19 protein-coding genes and 2 tRNA genes are annotated in these 19,849 nt (G+C 58.5%); 18 read left to right on the top strand and 3 right to left on the bottom strand.

Annotation, left to right across the window (positions count from 1 at the left end; genetic code table 11):
• Positions 1-30 precede the first annotated feature (30 nt).
• From DMP08_RS06730 to groL, 4 genes are all read left to right on the top strand, one after another.
• Complete coding sequence (locus DMP08_RS06730; protein ID WP_244596847.1) at positions 31-1,308, top strand: sensor histidine kinase; 1,278 nt, start codon at positions 31-33, stop codon at positions 1,306-1,308.
• A complete protein-coding gene (locus DMP08_RS06725; RefSeq protein WP_123192174.1) occupies positions 1,301-1,996 on the top strand; it encodes a response regulator transcription factor in 696 nt (231 codons plus the stop codon). Before DMP08_RS06730 ends, DMP08_RS06725 begins: the two co-directional genes overlap by 8 nt.
• Positions 1,997-2,307: 311 nt before the next feature.
• The gene (locus tag DMP08_RS06720) at positions 2,308-2,595 is read left to right on the top strand and encodes a co-chaperone GroES (RefSeq protein WP_114567246.1); all 288 of its coding nucleotides are present in this window, start codon (positions 2,308-2,310) and stop codon (positions 2,593-2,595) included.
• A 46-nt stretch (positions 2,596-2,641) separates the two neighbouring features.
• A complete protein-coding gene (groL, locus tag DMP08_RS06715; RefSeq protein ID WP_114567245.1) occupies positions 2,642-4,279 on the top strand; it encodes a chaperonin GroEL in 1,638 nt (545 codons plus the stop codon).
• Between the two features lie 421 nt (positions 4,280-4,700).
• Here groL and DMP08_RS06710 read toward each other — a convergent pair whose 3' ends face one another.
• A complete protein-coding gene (locus DMP08_RS06710; RefSeq protein ID WP_123192173.1) occupies positions 4,701-6,125 on the bottom strand; it encodes a helix-turn-helix transcriptional regulator in 1,425 nt (474 codons plus the stop codon).
• A 253-nt stretch (positions 6,126-6,378) separates the two neighbouring features.
• On the opposite strand from DMP08_RS06710, the gene DMP08_RS06705 reads away from it, so the two are divergent.
• Positions 6,379-8,073 carry an FAD-binding protein gene (locus tag DMP08_RS06705; protein WP_123192172.1) on the top strand — a complete coding sequence of 565 codons (1,695 nt, stop codon included), beginning with the start codon at positions 6,379-6,381 and terminating at the stop codon, positions 8,071-8,073.
• A 592-nt stretch (positions 8,074-8,665) separates the two neighbouring features.
• Here DMP08_RS06705 and DMP08_RS12540 read toward each other — a convergent pair.
• On the bottom strand, positions 8,666-9,085 hold the full coding sequence (locus DMP08_RS12540; protein ID WP_211328404.1) for a DUF2510 domain-containing protein: 420 nt from the start codon (positions 9,083-9,085) through the stop codon (positions 8,666-8,668).
• Positions 9,086-9,330: 245 nt separating this feature from the next.
• Between DMP08_RS12540 and DMP08_RS06690 the strand changes: the two genes are divergently transcribed.
• Together DMP08_RS06690 and DMP08_RS06685 are read left to right on the top strand one after the other, a co-directional pair.
• The gene (locus tag DMP08_RS06690; RefSeq protein ID WP_123192171.1) at positions 9,331-10,212 is read left to right on the top strand and encodes an arsenic efflux protein; all 882 of its coding nucleotides are present in this window, start codon (positions 9,331-9,333) and stop codon (positions 10,210-10,212) included.
• A 132-nt stretch (positions 10,213-10,344) separates the two neighbouring features.
• Complete coding sequence (locus tag DMP08_RS06685; protein WP_123192170.1) at positions 10,345-10,947, top strand: HD family phosphohydrolase; 603 nt, start codon at positions 10,345-10,347, stop codon at positions 10,945-10,947.
• 181 nt (positions 10,948-11,128) lie between these two features.
• Here DMP08_RS06685 and DMP08_RS06680 read toward each other — a convergent pair whose 3' ends face one another.
• On the bottom strand, positions 11,129-12,865 hold the full coding sequence (locus DMP08_RS06680) for an FAD-binding protein (RefSeq protein WP_123192169.1): 1,737 nt from the start codon (positions 12,863-12,865) through the stop codon (positions 11,129-11,131).
• A gap of 185 nt (positions 12,866-13,050) precedes the next feature.
• On the opposite strand from DMP08_RS06680, the gene DMP08_RS06675 reads away from it, so the two are divergent.
• The 11 genes from DMP08_RS06675 (at position 13,051) to DMP08_RS06625 (ending at position 19,748) form a co-directional block, all read left to right on the top strand.
• Positions 13,051-14,556 carry a helix-turn-helix transcriptional regulator gene (locus tag DMP08_RS06675; protein WP_244596846.1) on the top strand — a complete coding sequence of 502 codons (1,506 nt, stop codon included), beginning with the start codon at positions 13,051-13,053 and terminating at the stop codon, positions 14,554-14,556.
• A gap of 173 nt (positions 14,557-14,729) precedes the next feature.
• Positions 14,730-14,805 (top strand) — tRNA-Lys (locus DMP08_RS06670).
• Positions 14,806-14,862: 57 nt separating this feature from the next.
• Positions 14,863-14,936: transfer RNA gene (locus DMP08_RS06665), tRNA-Gln, on the top strand.
• A 326-nt stretch (positions 14,937-15,262) separates the two neighbouring features.
• Positions 15,263-15,481: a translation initiation factor IF-1 gene (gene infA / locus DMP08_RS06660; RefSeq protein ID WP_114567402.1), complete on the top strand. Its 219-nt coding sequence runs from the start codon at positions 15,263-15,265 to the stop codon at positions 15,479-15,481.
• A gap of 102 nt (positions 15,482-15,583) precedes the next feature.
• A complete protein-coding gene (rpmJ, locus tag DMP08_RS06655) occupies positions 15,584-15,697 on the top strand; it encodes a 50S ribosomal protein L36 (RefSeq protein WP_006363204.1) in 114 nt (37 codons plus the stop codon).
• A 22-nt stretch (positions 15,698-15,719) separates the two neighbouring features.
• Positions 15,720-16,088, top strand: a complete 369-nt coding sequence (gene rpsM / locus DMP08_RS06650) for a 30S ribosomal protein S13 (protein ID WP_123192167.1) — start codon at positions 15,720-15,722, stop codon at positions 16,086-16,088.
• An 11-nt stretch (positions 16,089-16,099) separates the two neighbouring features.
• Entirely contained in the window at positions 16,100-16,498 is a 399-nt protein-coding gene (rpsK, locus tag DMP08_RS06645; RefSeq protein ID WP_009306916.1) for a 30S ribosomal protein S11, read from the top strand.
• A gap of 19 nt (positions 16,499-16,517) precedes the next feature.
• The gene (gene rpsD, locus DMP08_RS06640; protein ID WP_123192166.1) at positions 16,518-17,144 is read left to right on the top strand and encodes a 30S ribosomal protein S4; all 627 of its coding nucleotides are present in this window, start codon (positions 16,518-16,520) and stop codon (positions 17,142-17,144) included.
• A gap of 29 nt (positions 17,145-17,173) precedes the next feature.
• Positions 17,174-18,124, top strand: coding sequence for a DNA-directed RNA polymerase subunit alpha (locus tag DMP08_RS06635; protein WP_114567399.1), 951 nt, complete (start codon positions 17,174-17,176; stop codon positions 18,122-18,124).
• A 12-nt stretch (positions 18,125-18,136) separates the two neighbouring features.
• The gene (gene rplQ, locus DMP08_RS12825) at positions 18,137-18,682 is read left to right on the top strand and encodes a 50S ribosomal protein L17 (RefSeq protein WP_123192165.1); all 546 of its coding nucleotides are present in this window, start codon (positions 18,137-18,139) and stop codon (positions 18,680-18,682) included.
• 208 nt (positions 18,683-18,890) lie between these two features.
• Entirely contained in the window at positions 18,891-19,748 is an 858-nt protein-coding gene (locus tag DMP08_RS06625; protein ID WP_123192164.1) for an energy-coupling factor transporter transmembrane component T family protein, read from the top strand.
• Positions 19,749-19,849 lie beyond the last annotated feature (101 nt).

Genomic DNA, 19,849 nt, shown 5'->3' with positions numbered 1-19,849 from the left:
GTATGGCGCGCGTGTTCAAGGTCGCGTAGTATGGAACGCATGGACAACTATCTAGTGCATAATCGTTCGATGACGCCTCGCGATTGGGGCATTGACGCAGCGGTCGCCTTGCTGGCGTTTCTGTTCGGGGGCGCCCAGCTCATGCTGACGGCTTCGTCTATTGTGATTCCCGATCTGGCGCTGCGGCAGTATTTGGGAACGGTGAACGTGGTGCCGAACATGCAGGTGTTCGTGGCGCTTGCCATCACCACGTTGCCGCTGGTTTTGCGCCGGCGCTTTCCCTGGCCCGTGTTCCTGTTCTGCTTCGTGTCGTTTCTTGGATTGCAGAATGCGTTCAGCGGGTTTTCCTTGACCGTGGTGGGGCCCGTGATAGCGGTGTACACCATAGCCAACGAGCGCGGCCGTGCAGAGGCGGCGCTTGCGGCGCTTGCGGCGGTTGCGGGGTTGTTGCTGATGGACGCGCCCTCGCGCACCGCCAGCCTGACGTTTTTCACGCGGTTCCAGAACATCGCGCTGGTACTGGCCGCCGCCCTTGCGGGCTATGCGTACCGCACGCATCGCGCGTACGTCGAAGCTACCGAGCAACGGGCGCTCGAAGCGGAGCGCTCGCGCGAGGAGGAGGCTGCGCGTCGCGTGGAGGAGGAGCGCGTGCGCATTGCGCGCGAGGTTCACGACATCACTGCTCATTCGTTGTCGGCCGTGAGCATTCAGGCCGCTGCTGCCGAACGCTTGATCGACGTGGATCCTGCGGCGGCGAAGGAGGCCATTGCCACGGTGCGGGCCACGGCTAAAACGGCGCTCGACGACATTCGCAGCATGATCGGGGTGCTGCGGCACGGCGACGAGACGGCTGAAACGGCGCCGGCATCGGGAACGGATCGGCTGGAGGACTTGGCTGCGTACCTGCGCGACGCGGGGCTTTCGGTGGGCCTCGACGCTGCGGGTTACGACCGCACCGGCGTTCCTGCGCACGTCGACATGGCCTTGTTCGGCATAGCGCGAGAAGCGGCAACCAATATAGTCAGGCATGCGGGCGCCCGCGAGGTTTTGATTCGCCTTGCGATCGAGGACGGACAGGCGCGCCTGACGGTGAAGGACGACGGACGCGGGTTCGATCCCGCTGTAGGCGCGCTTGCGCCGCGCGAGGGTCTTCCCCAGGCTGCTGACGGGGCGGGGCATGGCATCGCGGGAATGTCCGAACGCGTTCATCTTTTAGGGGGCGCGTTCTCGGCGGGCAATGCCGCAGGCGGCGGGTTCCGCGTGACGGCCAGCATTCCGGTCAAGGGGACGGAGGCTCAGCATGAATGATGCAGGCAGAAAAGTGCGCGTGCTGGTGGCCGACGATCAGGATCTTGTGCGCAGCGGGTTTCGCTTGATCCTGCTCACGTACGGCGACATCGACGTGGTGGGCGAGGCGCGCGACGGCCAGGAGGCGGTTGAGTTGGCGCAGCGTTTGCGGCCCGACGTGGTGCTCATGGACATTCGCATGCCGCACATGAACGGTATCGAAGCCACGCGCGCCATCAGCAACGATCCTCGGCTCGAGGACGTTCGCGTGCTTATCCTGACGACGTTCGATCTGGACGAATACGTGTACGATGCCCTGGCCGCCGGTGCAAGCGGCTTTCTTCTCAAGGATGCCGAGCCCGACGAGATTGCCGCTGCCGTTCGCGTGGTCGCACGGGGGGACGCCCTTATTCAGCCGTCCATTACGCGTCGTCTGATCGAGGAGTTCGTCGCATCGCGCCCGCTTGTTCCGGGGGACGGCGCAGGGGTTCGGTCCGCTATCGGCGCGTTGACCGATCGCGAGCGCGAAATCCTGGTGCTCGTTGCGCGCGGGATGACGAACGAGCAGATAGGAGCCGATTTGTTCATTTCTCCCGCCACGGTGAAAACCCATCTGGCGCGCATCATGTCCAAGCTGGACGCGCACGATCGCGCTCAGTTGGTGGTGAAGGCCTACGAAAGCGGGCTGGTTCGGCCGGGTGTTAGCTGACGCGGTTGCGGCAGGGCCGCGCTTCTTGCGCGCGCGACCATTGCTTGGCGAAGGTTCCCGAATCGGGCTCGTGCCGCTTGCGCGCCTTCCGGCGGCTCAATTGTGACGATCGTTTGGCGATTCTGTCAAACCTGAAACGCATAGGCTTAGATTTCTCTGAATACTCTTGCAATCGGCGTTGAGGCTGCTATGATAACGCAATGTTTAGCACTCGCTAACGATGAGTGCTAGCAGTCACCGCAATCGAGTGGTTACATAGCGAACATCAAACGTTCCGCTACGCGAGTCGGACGACGAAAGGAAGGCACGTTATGAATCTGAAACCCCTGGGTGATCGCGTCATCGTCAAGCAGGACGAGGCCGAGGAGACCACGGCGTCGGGTCTGTACCTTGCGACCGAAGCGAAGGAAAAGCCCCAGAGCGGTACCGTTCTGGCTGTGGGCGACGGCAAGCTCGATAAGGACGGCAACCTGGTTCCCGTTCCGGTGAAGGTGGGCGACAAGGTCGTCTACGGCAAGTTCGGCGGCACCGAGATTCACGTGGACGGCGAGGACGTGCTCATTCTTCGCGCCGACGATCTGTACGCTGTCTTTGCATAAGCGAATATCCCGCTAACAACAACGCAGTTGAAAGGATAAAAGCATCATGGCTAAAGAGATCAAGTTCGAGGCTGATGCCCGCAGCGCGCTTGCTGCCGGCGTCAACAAGCTGGCCGACGCCGTCAAGGTGACGCTTGGCCCCAAGGGTCGTTACGTCGCTCTGGAGAAGTCCTACGGCGCTCCTCTCATCACCAACGACGGCGTGACCGTTGCCAAGGAAGTCGAGCTGGAGGATCCCGTTGAGAACATGGGCGCCCAGCTGGTGCGCGAAGTTGCCGTGAAGACGAACGACGTCGCCGGCGACGGCACGACCACCGCTACGCTGCTGGCCGACGTCATCGTGTCCGAGGGCCTGCGCAACGTGACCGCCGGCGCCGACGCGCTGGGCATCCGCCGCGGCATCCAGAAGGCCACCGACGCCATCGTCGCGTCCATCAAGGCCGACGCCACGCCGGTTTCCACGAAGGACCAGATCGCCAACGTGGGCACCATTTCCGCAGGCGACGCCAACATCGGCGAGAAGATCGCCGAGGCCATGGAGGCCGTGGGCAAGGACGGCGCCATCTCCGTTGAGGAAAGCCAGACCTTCGGCATCGACATGGACATCGTCGAGGGCATGCAGTACGAGCGCGGCTACATCTCGCCGTACATGGCCACCGACATGGAGAAGATGGAGGCCGTGCTCAACGATCCCTACATTCTCCTGACCGACCAGAAGGTCACCAACATCCAGGACATGGTTCCGCTGCTGGAAGAGATCATGAAGTCCGGTCGTCCGCTGTTCATCGTTGCTGAGGACGTCGAGGGCGAGGCTCTGGCCACCATCCTGCTGAACAAGCTGCGCGGCACGTTCAACTGCGTCGCCATCAAGGCTCCCGGCTTCGGCGACCGCCGCAAGCGCATCCTCGAGGACATCGCCGCCGTCACGGGCGCGCAGGTCATCGACAAGGACTTCGGCATGACCATGGCGGACGCTCGCGTGGATATGCTGGGCCACTGCAAGACGGTCAAGGTCACGAAGGACACCGCTCTTATCGTGGACGGCGCTGGCGACAAGAAGGCCATCGAGGATCGCATCGGCCAGATCAAGGCCGAGCTCGAGCGCGCCGATTCCGACTTCGACCGCGAGAAGCTGCAGGAGCGCCTGGCGAAGCTGTCCGGCGGCGTGGCCGTGCTCAAGGTGGGCGCTGCGACCGAGTCCGAGCTCAAGGAGACGAAGTCCCGCATCGAGGACGCTCTGCAGGCAACCCGCGCGGCTGTCGAAGAGGGCATCGTTGCCGGCGGCGGCGTGGCTCTGGTTGACGCGCTCCCCGCGCTCGACGACGTCAAGGCTGACGACAAGGACGAGGAAGTGGGCGTTGCCATCATCCGCAAGGCTCTGGAGGCTCCGATGCGCGCCATCGCCCAGAACGCGGGCTACGAGGGCAGCGTTGTGGTCGAGCACGTCAAGAACATGGGCAAGGGCGAAGGCCTGAACTGCGCCAACGGCGAGTACGGCAACATGATCGAGATGGGCGTCAACGACCCCGTCAAGGTGACCCGTACGGCTCTGCAGTCCGCTGCTTCCGTTGCGGCTCTCATCCTCATCACCGAGGCCACCATCAACGAGATCCCGAAGGAGGGTCCGGACTTGTCCGCTCTGGCAGCAGCTGCTGGCGGCGGCGGGATGGGCGGTATGATGTAAGCCCTGCGGCCTGCATCGCACAATCTAAACTCGGAAAGGAGGGCGGCCTGCGGGTCGCCCTCCTTGTGTGAGACGCATGAGACGAAGGGACGGGGTCAATGACTCATTTTCGGCCGCAGGCCAGAAAATGAGTCATTGACCCCGTCCCTTCGTCTCATGCGCGCCCCTCGCGCCCCGCGCCCGTATGTGGCCCGCGCCCGCGCGCGTGCACGCCGGTTCTGTCAAAACGGACGAGTTTTGCTGGTCCTCGAATCGGAATAAATGCAACAAGCAGCCTTTTGAACAGGCATGATGAAAAACGCCCCTCAGCGTCATCCCTCTGCGAGGCGAAAAACCGCCGCAAAACTCGCCCGTTTTGACAGAACCTCGGTCTGGATGGTGAATTCTTCTGACAGGTGCGATAACTTTGTCGAAAGTGGATTCACGCACGTTCGACGAGGTCGATAAGCTCTTGTTGGGAGTGTACGTTCAGTTTTAGATAGATGTTCTTCACGTGCGTCTTTACTGTGTTGCGAGAAACAACCAGTTTTTCTTGAATGGTCTGGGAATTTCGTCCACGAGCTAGCAGCTCCGCTATCTCGGCTTCGCGAGGTGTCAGACCGTATTCCAATGCTACTTTCTTGCAGTTTTCCTCAAGTGTAGCGGACGCCGCCGCAATAAATACGTTGCGCATAGGGGCCACTTGCGTAAGCGTCTCCTCGAAGCTAAACGGCTTGAGCGTCACTAGGTTGTACGCTACGAACAAGAGCATTGCTGTCAATGCGAATAGAACCGCCCATGTGGGATTGAAGGCCATGGCTATATTCGCAAGATGACCCAGTGCGGCTCCAACAATCGTGCCGACGATTTGTGCGGTGAATAGAAACAGGAGCATGGGCAGTGCTCCAAGTGTATTGCGTCCCGCCAAACGCGTGATCACGAACCAGACCAAAAGCGAGAAGCAGTCGGAACCTGCCGTCAAGAACGACTGGATCCAGGGAATGTCGGCACCGATCAAACCTTCGTGAAGCGCCGGGATGCTTAGCAGTCCCATAAGAATGAGAAGCGTGGCAGCCTGAAACAGCCGATCTACCGCAATCCCTCGATACTTCAATACCAGGAGAGCGACGATGATAAGTACGCCGAACGAAACCAGGGGATCTTGGGGCATGCCTGCTACAGAGCCAAAGGATAATGAGAATCCGGAAGCCGCGTTGAACACGACGATGGTTACGAACAGTGTATGCGTGAAGGGGAGAAACGAGGCGGGAGATGTTACCTGTAGATTTGCCTGAGAGTCGGACTTAGCTGCCTTCGCGAATGAATCGACGGTGTAGCGCCTGACCAAACCGATAATGGCGAAAGGGAATATCACGTACAGTGCGACTTTAGGCCCGAAGGGAAGCAGCGACGCTACCATCATCCACAGGTATTTGAGCACGAATGCGCAGGATATCGATAGGGCTGCCGCCGTTTGATCGAGCTTCATAAGCGCTATGCCCAACATCGCAAATGGCCATACGAGACCTGCGGAGCGCGCAATGGAACCGATAGTGACCAAAATGCCGTTCGCTGTCGACACGCCCCATAATGACAAGGCGACGCCTGCTGTAAATAATGCTAGAAACAAGGGGGTTGTCCTGCGCTCGTCAAACAAGCCGGGCCTGCGTATGGCTGCCGCGACCATGCCTATTCCTAGCAGCGCCAAGACCACCATGGAGATGTCGCGCGCTTCAGGTAGAACGGCATCGTATGCCGCAAATATAGTGGTGTTCAGAAGCCATGACGAAGCAAGCTCAAGAGAAAGAGCCAACCCCGTCCGTGCGCTTTGAAACGCTATACGATTATTCTCGGAAGCTTCGACCATGCATCCCCCTTCTTTTGCAAGTGTACCAAAATAGAGCGCGTAGCATCTTTGCAGCAACCTTCCAACCAAGCCTGTTTTTGTAAACTACAGGCCAAAACAGGCTGTTTCACCCTCTCGAGGTGAAGCTCTAAAAGGCATTTCCTATTGGTGGGGTGAAGGCGGTGATGGCATCTCGCTGCACAATGGGGCCATCCAATGCCGGTTGTTCTGGTATGCGCCGGCAGCATGATAATGCGCCATAAGGAGGGCACTTATGAACAAAGTACAACGATCTTCAAATCTGTCTCGTCGAAACTTTTTAACCGGATCGGCCGCCGTAGGTGCACTGGCTGCTTTCGGTCTGGCTGGCTGCGCGCCGCAGAGCGCTCCCGCCACTGGCGGCGCAAGCTCTAGCTCCGCTTCCGCAAGCACTTCTGTTGACTGGCTGGGCGAAGCTCCCGGCTACACCGAGGATCAGGTTGTAAAGACATACGACGCCGACGTTATTGTTGCCGGCGCAGGTACGGCCGGCATGTTTGCTGCATGTTCTGCTGTTGAAAACGGTGCAACCTGCATTGCTATCGACAAGGCAACGGCAGACACTATCAGCGACGGTATCCGCGACACGCTTGCCGCCGTGGGCAGCGCTCAGCAGCTTGAAGACGGCGCTAATCCCAACAAGTTCGACGTTATCAACGAACTGGTGCGTCAGAGCAACGGCTTTGGTGACGAGCGTCTGTATCATTTGTGGGCTGAGCTTTCTGGCGAGGCTATTGACTGGTATACCGCACGTCTGGCTGAAAAAGACACCAAGTTTTTGCACGAGATTGACGAGCCCCAGGATGTTCGCTTCCTTCCTCAAGAAGTTGGCCACTCCATTCAGTGGGAAAACCATGAATACAGCAAGCAGCACGCATCTTCTATCCTGCTTGAGTATGGTAAGTCCAAGGGTCTTGAGCTGCACAACGAGACTTCCATGAAGTGTTTGATCAAGGAAGAGGGGCGCGTGGTGGGTTTGTACGCCGAGTCTCCCGAGGGCGTTGTGCGCTACAACGCCAAGAACGGCGTTGTTGTTGCTACGGGCGGTTACGCCAGCAACACCGAGATGATGGAAGCACTGCAGCCTGAATCCGAGAAGCTGTGCTGCGTGCGCAAGTCCTTCCCAACCTGCGAGGGAGACGGCATCAAGGCTTGCCTATGGGCTGGCGGCGTGATGGATGACGTGCACGCAGCAATGATATTCGACCGCGGCGGCATCAAGCCCGATGCAACCGACACCACCGAGGGTCAGATGTTCTGGATGGGCAGCCAGCCGTTTTTGAAGGTTGACCTTGAGGGCAACCGCTTCACTAACGAGTCCGGTTGTTACGACCATATTCTGCACACCAGCCTGAACCTTCCCAACCAGGTGTACTGCGTGCTGTGGGATGCGAACTATCAGGAGGACATCAAACGCTTCGAAACGCATGGCTGCTCGCGCCTGTTCCCGCATGCTAACGGCACCGAGCCGGTCATGACCATGGAAATTGTCGACGACATGAACATGGGCCTTATGGAAGACGGCTATATTGTGGAAGCCGACACCATCGAGGGCTTGGCTGAAAAGCTGGGCATTCCGGCTGACGCACTGACCAAGACGGTTGCTCGCTACAACGAACTTGCCGACAAGGGTGAAGACGTTGACTATGGTAAAGAGGCATTCCGCCTGAGCCACCTTGACACTCCTCCGTTCCGCGGCATCCGTTCCAAAGGCGGCTACCTGATCACCACGCTTGACGGTATCAAGATTGACGAAACGATGCATGTTGTGGACGAGAATAGCCAACCCATTCCTGGTCTGTACTGCTCGGGCGACTGCTCTGGCGGCTACTTCGGCGAGAGCTATCCCAACCTGTTAGCTGGCGCCGCTGCTGGTCGTAGCGTTACGTTTGGTCGTTACGCTGGCAAGCTTGCAGCTGAAGGCAAGTAGCTCTCTCGCGCGGGTGTCCCATTCCCTTCTTTCTGGATGCCCCTTGATCTTGACGAACGCCCCGTCCTTCACGGGGCGTTCGTCGTTTCGCCCGCGTGCGCCTCGTGCCGCGCCCATGCACCACGCATGCACGCCGGTTCTGTCAAAACGGACGAGTTTTGCTGGTCCTCGAATCAGAATAAATGCAACAAGCAGCCTTTTGACCAGGCATGATGAAAAACGCCCCTCAGCGTCATCCCTCTGCGAGGCGAAAAACCGCCGCAAAACTCATCCGTTTTGACAGAACCTGAAAACCTCTGCGGCAAATTGAAGCGTCCGATTCCATAAATCCTGCCGACTCCGTGGATCCCATGCTCAATCCGAAAAACCTGTCGGGTTTCGAATCATGAGCACGAAAAGTGCCCCGAAGTGCTCCAGCATCTCGCTGCTCGGAGCGTCGCGCAAACGTCGAGCGATCCTTGCATGACGCCCCAGGCATCCCGCGCATTGTACGATGATCCAAGCATCTTGCGCACCGCACTACGCAAAGCGGCCCGGCTCCTGGGCGCTTTGCTGTCAGGAACCGGGCCGCTTTGCGTGGTGCTTTTGGTTGCTACGCGTCTTTTTTCGAAACCAGCAGAAGAATACCGCCGATAAGGGTCACGAAAATGAGCGTGCATATACCAAATGCTGTGGTGTTGGGTTTCGTTCCCTTGTAGATGTTCCAGCAGCGGACGCTCATAGGAATCATCCAAGCTAGGGGAATGATGAGCCAGCATACCGACACCGTGGACACGATGCACAGTATGAACGCGACCAGCCTGAGCGTGCGGTCGCTGTCGTTGCTGGTGGCTTGCGGGTAGTAAACCTGGCCGCCCGAAGCTTGCGGATAGGCGGGGCTTCCGTAAGCCGGCTCTTGACTTGCGGTCTGGGCGTCGGCGTAGTCGTCGGTCCATTGCTCGCCGTTCCAATAGCGAAGCTTCGCTGCGTCTCCCGAAGGGTCTGCATACCATCCAGCTTGCGGGTTAGTCATACTGCCTCCATGAACGAATGGAAATTGAATTCAGTATACCCGAATCGATCTGCTCTTATTACGGTTCTGATCAGGTTGTTACCTGTTCTTTCGATTTTGCGCCGCTTGGAGTTGCCGGGGGTCTTGCCTTCGCACGCGCTGCTTGATCCTTGCGATCCGCTGCGTTTTTCGCGATCGGCTATCTTCCGTGGCTATTTCGCAACAGGTGGTTGCTCCGATCAAGCGTTGGTCTACAATAAGCTGCTATGGAAGAATTTCTACATATCGCAGGGCATGTTCTGGAGCATTCGGTTTCGGACACGCTGTACCTCATCCCGTTCCTGTTCGTCACCTACCTGGCGATGGAGTGGCTCGAGCACAAAACCGGCAGCAAGGCCCAATCCGCGGTTCAGCGCGCTGGTGCGGCAGGTCCTATCGTCGGCGCCGTTGTGGGCGTGGTTCCGCAATGCGGGTTCTCCGCTGCTGCGTCAACGCTGTGGGCTGGGCGCGTTATCACGCTGGGAACGTTGTTCGCCGTGTTCTTGTCTACGTCGGACGAGATGCTCCCCATTTTCATTGCGGAGCAGGTGCCCCTTGCGGTGATTCTCAAGATTCTTGGAGCGAAAATCGTTATCGGCATGGTGATGGGCTTTATCGTGGACGCCGGCATGCGGCTTGCTCGGCGCATCGACGCGCCGCTGCATATCCATGATCTGTGCGAGCACGATCATTGCCACTGCCATGATGGCGAAGGCGGCATCTTGAAGAGCGCCTTCAAGCACACGGTTCAGGTCGCGCTGTTCATCTTTGCGGTGACTGTTGCGCTGAACACCGTTCTCGAAGTGGTGGGAGAAGACGCTCTGGCCACGTTCCTTGGCGCTAACCAGGCTCTTTCGGTGCTGGGTTCCGCGTTGGTGGGCCTGGTCCCGAACTGCGCCGCAAGCGTGGTCATCGCGCAGCTGTACGTGGACGGCGCGTTGGGCTCGGGGGCGATGCTGGCGGGCCTGCTGGTAAGCGCGGGCGTGGGTTTGCTGGTGCTGTTCAGGGCGAACCGCAACTGGAAGCAGAACGTCGCCATTGTGGCGGGTCTGTACTGCACGGGCGTAGTGTGGGGCTTGATTGCGAACGCGCTGGGCGTCGTGTTTTAACGGTCGTGTTGGCTCGGCGTCTCCTCGCCGGCTCTCGATGCCGTGCGCGGTTTTTCGCCGGCCCGACGCGCTATAGTGGCAAAAGCGGCAATAAGCATTCGAGGTCGATGTCAAGAAGAAAGAGAGGGCATCATGGCAACGCTAGAGGCCGGTATGACGCGCGACGAGGCGTTCGCGCTCCTGCAAGCGCACAACAAGGATTCGTTCCATATCGAGCACGGCGAGACGGTGGAGCAGACCATGCGCTACTTCGCGCGTGAGTTCGATCCTGAAAACGAAGAGTTCTGGGGCATCGTGGGGCTGCTGCATGACCTTGACTGGGAAGAGCACGACGACGAGCCGGAGAAGCACACGCTGTACGCTGCGCCTTGGATCGAGGCTGCCGGCGGCACGCCCGAGCTTATCCGCGCCATCCAAAGCCACACGTCCGATTTCAATCCCGATCTGCCCAAGCCGGAACTCCAAATGGAAAAGGTCCTGTTTGCGGCGGAGGAATTGACGGGACTTATCGGCGCGGCCGTGGTCATGCGGCCCAGCAAAAGCGTTATGGACTTCGAGGTGAAGTCGCTCAAGAAGAAGTTCAAGGACAAGCGCTTCGCTGCTGGGGTTAGCCGCGACGTCATTCGTTCCGGGGCGGAAATGCTGGGTTGGGAGCTGGATGAGCTGTTCGCCCGCACCATCGAGGCTATGCAGTCGTTCGCGCCGGACAGGGATACGTTCAAACCTGTCGAATAGCGCATCTGCAGGTGCTTTTGCGTAAAGCCCCGAGCGCGCAAGGCCCCGAGGTATCGACCGCCGATTCTCATGTCGTCCCGCTTGGTTCGAAACGCCTCGCCGCACAAAGCAGCGAGGCGTTTCGGGGAGGGAGGGGGTTGCTCGAGGACAGAGGGATCGTCGTAAGCTTATTGTCTTCGCGCTATGCTATATCGCCGGCAATATGGCGTACGGCATGGCGCGCGAAGGTGAGAGTGCGACCGCAGGCGCAGCCTACGATGTATTCGGGATAGTTGTTGCCGAAGATGCTTCCCGAGCAGTCGCCGGCTGCATACAGTCCTTCGATAGGCTTTGCATCCCCGTTGATTACTTGCATGTTCTCATTGATGCGCAACCCATCGACCGTAGTCAGCAGCGAGCCTCCGTACCAAATGCCGTAGAAAGGCGCGGTGCGCAATTCGGACAGGCGGTAGGCTTCTTTGCCAAAGTCGAGGTCTTCCTGGGCGTCGTAGAATCCGTTGTACGTATCTACTTCGGCCAAAAACGCTTCTTTCGCTTCGCCCTGGAATCCCAGCTTGTCGGCCAGCTCTTCAAGGGAGTCCGCTTTGACCATGGTGCCTTTTTCCAGCTGATCCGCGTAAATCTCGTCAAGCGGCGCGTCGGCGTTCTTCGCCAGCAGCTGCTGGGTTTGGCGCGAGCAGCCTATGGTGTTGAAGCGCTTCACGTCTTCTTTCAGATTGGAGTCGAACACTTGGCAGAAGACGCCGCCTTCGTGTTCTGCGGCGGCGAAGCAGCAGAAATCGTAGGGAGTGGACTCGTTGACGAATCGCTTGCCGTCGCGCGCGACTTTCATAAGGGGCTGCGATCCCAGATTGAATTGCTTATCGGTGCCGACGAACGTGGCGACTTCGCCTTCGGGGCTGATGACGCCCGCATTCTCGCCGGGCTTAACGGCTCCGCGGTCGAAGATCATGGGCGCGCCGATGGAGTCTTTTTGGCCACCTGCCCAGATGCCGGCTTTGATGCCTTCGCCAACGTTGTTAGGCGATCCGTACTGCAGGGTGACGCAGCGGTCCACCATCGGATTGCATGCGCGAAGCATCTCTGCGTTGCTTGTGTATCCGCCTGTGGTTAGCAGCACGCCCTTCTTAGAATTGATCTGCACGTATCCGTTGTCGGCCTCGAAGATGGCTCCCGTTACTTTGCCGGATTCGTCCTGGACCAGTTTGACAAGCTTGTGGTTGTACGTGACGTCGTATCCGCGCTCGTTGATATAGGCCAGCAGCACCTTGTTGCGCTCCAACGACTCGCCGGAAGCGTCCTTTCCGGAATAATAATGCTCCATGGGGGCCAGGTAGTAGCTTGTTCCTCCCGTTTCGTGATCGATGTCGCTGTCGAATGCGCATTTCATGCCAGCGGAGGTCAGGATGGGATCGAGCCAATCGGTCACCTCGGCGCTCTCCTTGATCCATACGCGGATAACGCGCTGGTCGCATTGCCCGGAGGCGTAGCGCGAGAACTCGTTGAGCAGGCGGCCTTCGTCTACGTGAGCTCCGGCTGCTTTGGTGTACTTGGTGTTGATTGCTCCGAACCAATGACGAGTTCTTTGGATGGAGCCTGCTTTCTCGCAAAGGGTGAAGTCGAGGCCTAGATCGGCTGCGGTTGCGGCAGCTGCCATCCCGCCGTTGCCTGCCCCTATGATCAGCAGTTCGGTCTCTTTGGTCTCCTGGATGTCGCTTGCGTTGATTTCTGGAGCGCTGCCCAGCCAGTCTGCGTTTGAGGCTGCGGACTCCGCCGCGCTTTCCTTGCTGGCGGCGGGCGCGCTTTGCGAAGGCTGGGGCGCGCAGCCGGCCAGTCCGAAAGCGGCAAGCGCTCCCGTGGCGGCTGCTCCGGTTAGGAAGCTGCGACGGGATAGTTCGTGTTCGGCGGTGTTTTTCATAGTGACTCCCTCCTTGTTTTTATTGCTTGCCCTCCGCATTCGGTCGTGCTGGTGGGCTTGACTCAATGCTGCGCCTTTCAAGCGGCGGCGTCTTCACCGTACCGATGCTATTTTGAGGCGCGAGCAAGGGGCTTTCGTCTCACCCCTTTGGTACTAGAATGGATGTTTCCCCTTGTGGGAGAGGGATGAAGTGCGTTAGGCTGAACAGCATGGACTCCTTGGCAGAAAAAACCTCGCTTCGTAGCATCCTGTCGTCGGCATGGTTGCGTTGCTTGATCGCGCTTACGATGGAGATGTTCGGGACGTGGCTTGTGAACGTCTGCCTGTATCCTCTGTATGTTGGCGTGATGCCCGAAGCGCGTGATGTCTCTTCGTTCGTGGGGGTTCTGGTTTTTGTTGCCCTTGCCGTTTGGGCGCTTCGCCGACCAGATTCGATTGACGAGCGGTTGCTCACGACGATGAGCATGGTTGGCTTTGCCCTGTCGTTCGGGATTATCTTGCTGGGTATATTTCAGCAGCAGCCGATTGTGCTTCTGTTGGGGTCGGTTTTGCGTTCCGCATCGTCGCGCTGGTTGGTTGTGCTAACGGGTATTTCGCTATGCAAGCTAGACGGGCGCGCTTGCGCGCTCTGCGTTGCTTCCGCCTTGCTTATGAGTTACGTTCTGCGTCTTCCGTTTGCTGCGCTGAGCGATACCGCGTGCTTGGTCGTGCTGGTTTTGCTGCCGTTCATCGGCTGCGCGGCATGCCGGCCCTTGGCGTTGAGCGTGCTGTCGGTTATGAAGGCGAGCGCACCTCCGGTCGAAGCTTCGATCACGCAGCCAGCATCGTATGTTCCGTTTGCGCACGGTTTGTTCGTATCTATTTTTGTGTTTCGCGTCGCCTACGGCTTCGCCCTTACGTTCGGCTCGGTTGACGGCGCTCCTCAACAGGCTTTTTTGACGGTATTGCCGCTTGCTATCGTATTCGGTATGGTCTTTGCGCCCAAAATGCCGAAAGCCGATGTGTTTTACAGCGCAGCGGCTTTGCTTGTGGTTGCCGGGTTTTTGGCGTCTGCGGTTTTGACGGCAGCCGATAGAGAGTTCGGCTCTTTGGTGAACGGCCTGCTGTACGCAGGAAGCGAATGTTTCGATGTGCTCATGTGGTTTGCGTTGGCGTCTATCGGTGCGCGCAACGAGACCAATGCGCTGGCGGTGTTCGCATGGGGACGGGCTGCTTCTTCGGCTGGGCTGTTGCTAGGTGCAACCATCGGTCATGGTGCGAATGCAGAGACCGATGCGTTGACGGTTTCCGTTGCTCTGGCTACCGTGCTTTTTGTGTTTGTGGCCATCAATCTGACCGTTCTCAAAAACTTTAGCTTTCAGTCCACCATTGACGGCGTGCGTGAAGCAAGCATAGTGATTGAAACACCTGGTTCGTCGTCGGTGGGATTGCGGGAAAAGTGCGTTGCGGTGGCGCGGCGCTGCCGGCTTACTCCCCGGGAAACCGAGCTGCTTGATTTGTTGGCGCATGGTAGAAACGGCCCGTTCATTCAAGAAAAACTGGTTTTGTCGCGCAATACGGTGAAGACCCACGTGTCGAACATTTACGCGAAGCTCGGAGTGCATTCGCAGCAAGAGCTGATAGATATTGTCGAGCAAGCCGAGGTTTTCTCGATGGATGGGGAAGAAGGTAGGAGCGAGGTTGCTCGTTAGATCCCGATTCGCGCCCACAACGCGCGGTCCGGCCCGTCTTCGAACGTGCTTGCTGCTAGGATCTTTTCGCGAATGCGTCCGGGTGTTTTGTGGGCTTGCGGGGCCTTCAAACATTTTCATTGACCGGCCTTGTCCACACGGCTAAAATGTATTCTCGCGCATTGGAGTGACGTGGGCCGTTAGCTCAGTTGGTAGAGCAGGGGACTTTTAATCCCAAGGTCGCGGGTTCGACTCCCTCACGGCCCACCATTTTTTTCCTTCCAATCGCGATGGCAGGGGCTTCGGCTTTTGCATGCCGTTCTGAACTGGGCCATCGTCCAACGGCAGGACTCTGGTTTTTGGTACCAGCTATCCAGGTTCGAATCCTGGTGGCCCAGCCACTTCACACCGTTGCTCTTCTTCACATTAAATACCCTTGACCTTGCGGGCAAAATGCCTATACTTATTTCCCTGACGGAGCGTCCACCCCTTAAAATGCGCCCGACCCCGTCGAAGCCGACAAGGCGGCTGCGCATCGCGCGAGTACCTGGCGGTCCTGCTCCTTATGCGGACTGCGCGGTTCCGAACCGCACGCCTGGCATGCAGGCATATTCGAACCAACGGTTTGTTGGCTTTCTGTGCCCAAAAAATTCTCTTGCTCAATCTACACTTTATTTGGTAGAATCTATCGTTGCTGCTTATAACGACCTGCTTTGAAGGAGCACTTTTGAGCAAAGAAGATGTAATCGAGCTTGAGGGAACTGTCCTAGAAGCGTTGCCGAACGCTATGTTTAGGGTTGAGCTCGAAAACGGACACAAGATATTGGCCCATATTTCTGGCAAGATGCGCATGCACTACATCAAGATCCTGCCGGGAGACAAGGTGACGGTTGAGCTTTCCGTCTACGACCTGAATCGCGGCCGTATCACGTATCGTTTCAAGTAGGCGCAACTTTTTTGCGTCAAGCGCGTTAATCAGTTAGGAAAATTCTCACCTGCGGCTGGGTGTGGAGTATAGACGGGAACGCATAACCGAAAGGAAATGATTATGAAGGTACGTCCTTCGGTCAAGAAAATGTGCGACAAGTGCAAAATCATCCGACGCCATGGCAAGGTCCTCGTTATCTGCGAGAACCCGCGCCATAAGCAGCGTCAGGGCTAGGAAGAAAGAGGAGATATAACCTATGGCACGTCTTGTTGGTGTCGACCTTCCTCGCGACAAGCGCATTGAAGTCGGCTTGACCTACATCTACGGCATTGGCCTGACCACTTCCAAGCAGATCCTCGCCGATACCGGCGTCGATCCGAGCGTCCGCGTGAAGGACCTCACGGAAGATGATCTGCAGAAGCTGCGCGACTACATCCAGGGCAACATCAAGGTGGAGGGCGACCTGCACCGCGAGGTTTCTCAGAACGTCAAGCGCCTCATGGAGATCGGTTGCTATCGTGGACTCCGCCATCGTCGCGGCCTGCCCGTTCGCGGACAGCGCACGCACACGAACGCGCGCACGCGCAAGGGTCCTCGTAAGCAAATCGGCGGAAAGAAAAAGTGAGGTAGCTAGAAGTGGCAGCTAAGAAAAACGTGCGCACGCGCATTAAGCGCTCCGAGCGTAAGAACATCGCCGTTGGCGCTGCGCATATCAAGTCTACGTTCAATAACACGATCGTGAGCATCACCGATCCTCAGGGCAATGTGATCTCGTGGCAGTCCGCCGGCACGGTGGGCTTCAAGGGCTCGCGCAAGTCCACTCCGTTCGCTGCTCAGATGGCCGCCGAGGCCGCTGCGAAAACGGCGATGGAGCATGGTCTGCGCAAGGTGTCCGTGTTCGTCAAGGGCCCGGGTTCGGGTCGCGAGACGGCCATCCGCTCTCTGCAGGCCGCTGGCCTGGAGATTGCCAGCATTCAGGATTGCACACCCATCCCGCACAACGGTTGCCGTCCGCGCAAGCGTCGTCGCGTGTAGCTGAAAGGATCTAAGTATTATGGCTCGTTATACTGGAGCGGACTGCCGTTTGTGCCGTCGTGAAGGTGCGAAGCTCTTCCTGAAGGGCGACCGCTGCTACACGGAGAAGTGCGCAATCGAGCGCCGTAACTACGCGCCGGGCGAAGCCGGCAAGAAGCGCGTCAAGGAAAGCGAATATCGCACCCAGCTGCGCGAGAAGCAGAAGACCAAGCGTATCTATGGCGTTCTGGAGAAGCAGTTCCGTCATTACTACGATACGGCTAACCGTCAGCAGGGCGTTACGGGTGAGAACCTGCTTCGCATCCTGGAAAGCCGTCTGGACAACGTCGTCTACCGCCTGGGCTTTGCGAAGTCCCGCGCGGAGGCTCGCCAGCAGGTGCGTCACGGTCACATCGTTGTCAACGGTCGTCGCGTCGACATCCCGTCGTTCCGCGTTCGTCCGGGCGACGTGGTTGCCGTTGCTCCCAAGGCTCAGGACATGTTGGTCATCAAGAGCGCGCTGATCTCCAACGAGCGCGTGCAGGTGCCGGCATGGCTTGAGGTTGACATCGAGAAACTTCAGGGCAGCGTTCTTGCGCTTCCGCAACGCGACCAGATCGATCTGGATATTCGCGAGCAGCTCATCGTCGAGCTCTACTCGAAATAATCGCGGCATAGTAAGGAGGCTTACCCCACATGACAGAGTTCATGAGGCCTACTGTAACAACGGAAGAAGTCAACGATACTGTCGCGCGTTTCATCGTCGAACCGCTCGAGCGCGGTTACGGCTACACGCTGGGCAACTGCATGCGTCGCGTGCTGCTCTCGTCCCTGGATGGTGCAAAGGCTACGGCCATCCAGATCGAGGGTGTGCAGCATGAGTTCACGACGGCCGAGGGTGTCATCGAGGACATCACGGACATCGTTTTGAATGTCAAGGGACTCGTGTTCTCTGCACTGAACGACGACATCGAAGAGGCCACGGCGCATGTGTCGGTGGAGGGTCCTTGCACGGTTACGGGCGCGGACCTCGACATCCCGACCGAGTTTACCCTGGTCAACCCGGAGCACGTCATTGCGACGGTTTCCGATGGCGGCCAGTTGGACATGACGGTTCGCATCGGCGTCGGCCGCGGCTACGTGTCTGCCGAGCGCAACAAGCGCACGGAGGATCCCATTGGGGTCATCCATGTTGACTCGTTGTTCTCGCCGGTCCGTCGCTGCACGCTCAACGTGACCGACACCCGCGTGGGCCAGCGTACTGACTACGACAAGCTCGTGCTGGAGGTGGAAACGGACGGCAGCATCACGCCGACCGAGGCCATCTGCCGCGCGTCCAACATCGTGAACCAGTACATGGGCGCGTTCTTGAGCCTGTCCGATATGGCCGACGAGGAGGAGGGCGAAGTTCCGTCCATCTTCGCGCCGGAGGGCCAGGAGTCCAACGCCGAGCTGGACAAGCAGATCGAGGATCTCGACCTGTCCGTTCGCTCGTACAACTGCCTGAAGCGCGCCGGTATCCATTCGGTTCGCCAGTTGGTCGAGTTCTCCGAAAACGACCTGCTGAACATTAGGAACTTTGGTGCGAAGTCCATCGAGGAAGTGAAGGACAAGCTCATTTCCATGGACCTCAATTTGAAGCTATAGGAGATACGTATCATGCGACACAATTACAAGGGCCGCAAGCTGGGCACCGACTTCAGCCACACCAAGGCCATGAAGAAGAGCCTGGTGAACGCCCTGTTCCTGAACGACCGCATCAAGACGGTCGAGTCGCGCGCCAAGGAGATCCGTCCTGACGTCGACAAGATCATCACCTGGGCGAAGCGCGGCGACCTGCATGCTCGCCGTTTGGCCATCGCGGCTTTGGGCGACAAGGAACTGGTGCGCGAGATCTTCGAGAAGGTCGAGCAGGGCATGTTCCAGGATCGTCAGGGCGGCTATACCCGCATCATGAAGCTTGGTCCCCGCAAGGGCGACAATGCCCCCATGGTCATCATGGAGCTTGTGACCGAGCCCGTGAAGAAGAAGGACGAGGAGAAGCCCGCTGCCAAGAAGGCTGCGAAGAAGGTTGCTCCCAAGAAGGTCGAGAAGGCAGAGGAGGCCGTTGAGGCTGAGGCCGTCGAGACCAAGGCTGAGGAAGCTCCCGTGGAGAACGTGGAAGCAGTCGAGGCTGAGGTTGTGGAGAAGGAGAAGGCTGAATAGCTTTCGCTTCGCTTCATACTGATAAGAGAAAGGGATCCGCGCTGCGGGTCCCTTTTTTTGACTGTGCCGAGCGTGCGCTGTGGGTGCGGCTAGCTCAAGCGCACGGCGCGGCCATCGCCTCGTGTTCGTATTTCATGGTTCGCGCTCGCGTTAGCGTTGGCTTCGTGCAGTTCGTGCGCGCATCCTCCGATTGTGGCATACTGCCTGCATGCGAATCAACGTAAGCTCTTATATTCCCGGCACCTCGCCGGTGCATGCGTGCGACGCACGGGTTAAACTCGTGCTGCTTGCTGCGTATTCCGCTACGTTGTTTTTGGTGCATACGTGGACGGGCCTGGGGTTGTGCGCGCTGCTGTTCGCTCTTGTTGCGATGGCATCGACGGTGCCCGCTCGAAGGCTGTTCGGTTTGATGCTGCCGGTGTACGTGATCGTTGCGTTCACGGTGGTGTTCAATGCGTTTTCATTCGATGTGGCTCAAGCAGCTGCTGCGGGCGCTCCTTCGGGGCTTGGCGACGTGTCGGCGGGTTTTTTGGGTGCATGGCCCCCGGTTGCTTTGTTTGGTACGTTCGGATTCGTGCCCGCGGGGTTTGCGCGCGGTTGCTTTTTTGCCGTGCGGATCATCTTGCTTGTGGTGGGCAGCCTGGTGGTTACCTACACTACTACGTCGACCGAGTTGACCAATGCGTTAAGCAGTTTTCTTCGTCCCTTGCGACGTCTTAGCGTTCCGGTGGACGACATAGCCATGGTGTTCTCGCTTGCGCTGCGCTTCATTCCCGTTACCGCTGAAGAGCTGGCGCGCGTGCACGATGCGCAGCAAGCGCGCGCTGCGTCGTTTGACGCAGGTGGGTTGTGGCAGCGTTTGCGGGCTTGGCAGACGGTGCTCATTCCCTTGTTCGTGGGGCTGTTTCGCCGGGCCGACTCACTGGCTGTAGCTATGGATGCGCGTTGTTACGGTGCCCCCGGCGTGGAGCGCACCTCGCTTGCGCCGCGCACGTTCTCGCTGACGAGCGGCGTGGTGCTGGCGGCAGGGTTGGCAGTGTGCGTGGGGACGGCCGCGTTGCTGTAGGGGTTCGTAGTCGTTCTCATGCGCCAATCACATCATTTGATGCAGTACAGGTTGCATTGTGATATACTCATCACATCAAATGATGTGATTTGAGGTGACTT

Origin of the sequence: Paraeggerthella hongkongensis, assembly GCF_003726035.1 — a bacterium.
In the GTDB taxonomy this organism is placed as follows: Bacteria; Actinomycetota; Coriobacteriia; order Coriobacteriales; family Eggerthellaceae; genus Paraeggerthella; species Paraeggerthella hongkongensis.
The sequence above is the reverse complement of the archived record's forward strand: the minus strand, read 5'-3'. Positions and strand labels throughout refer to the sequence as shown.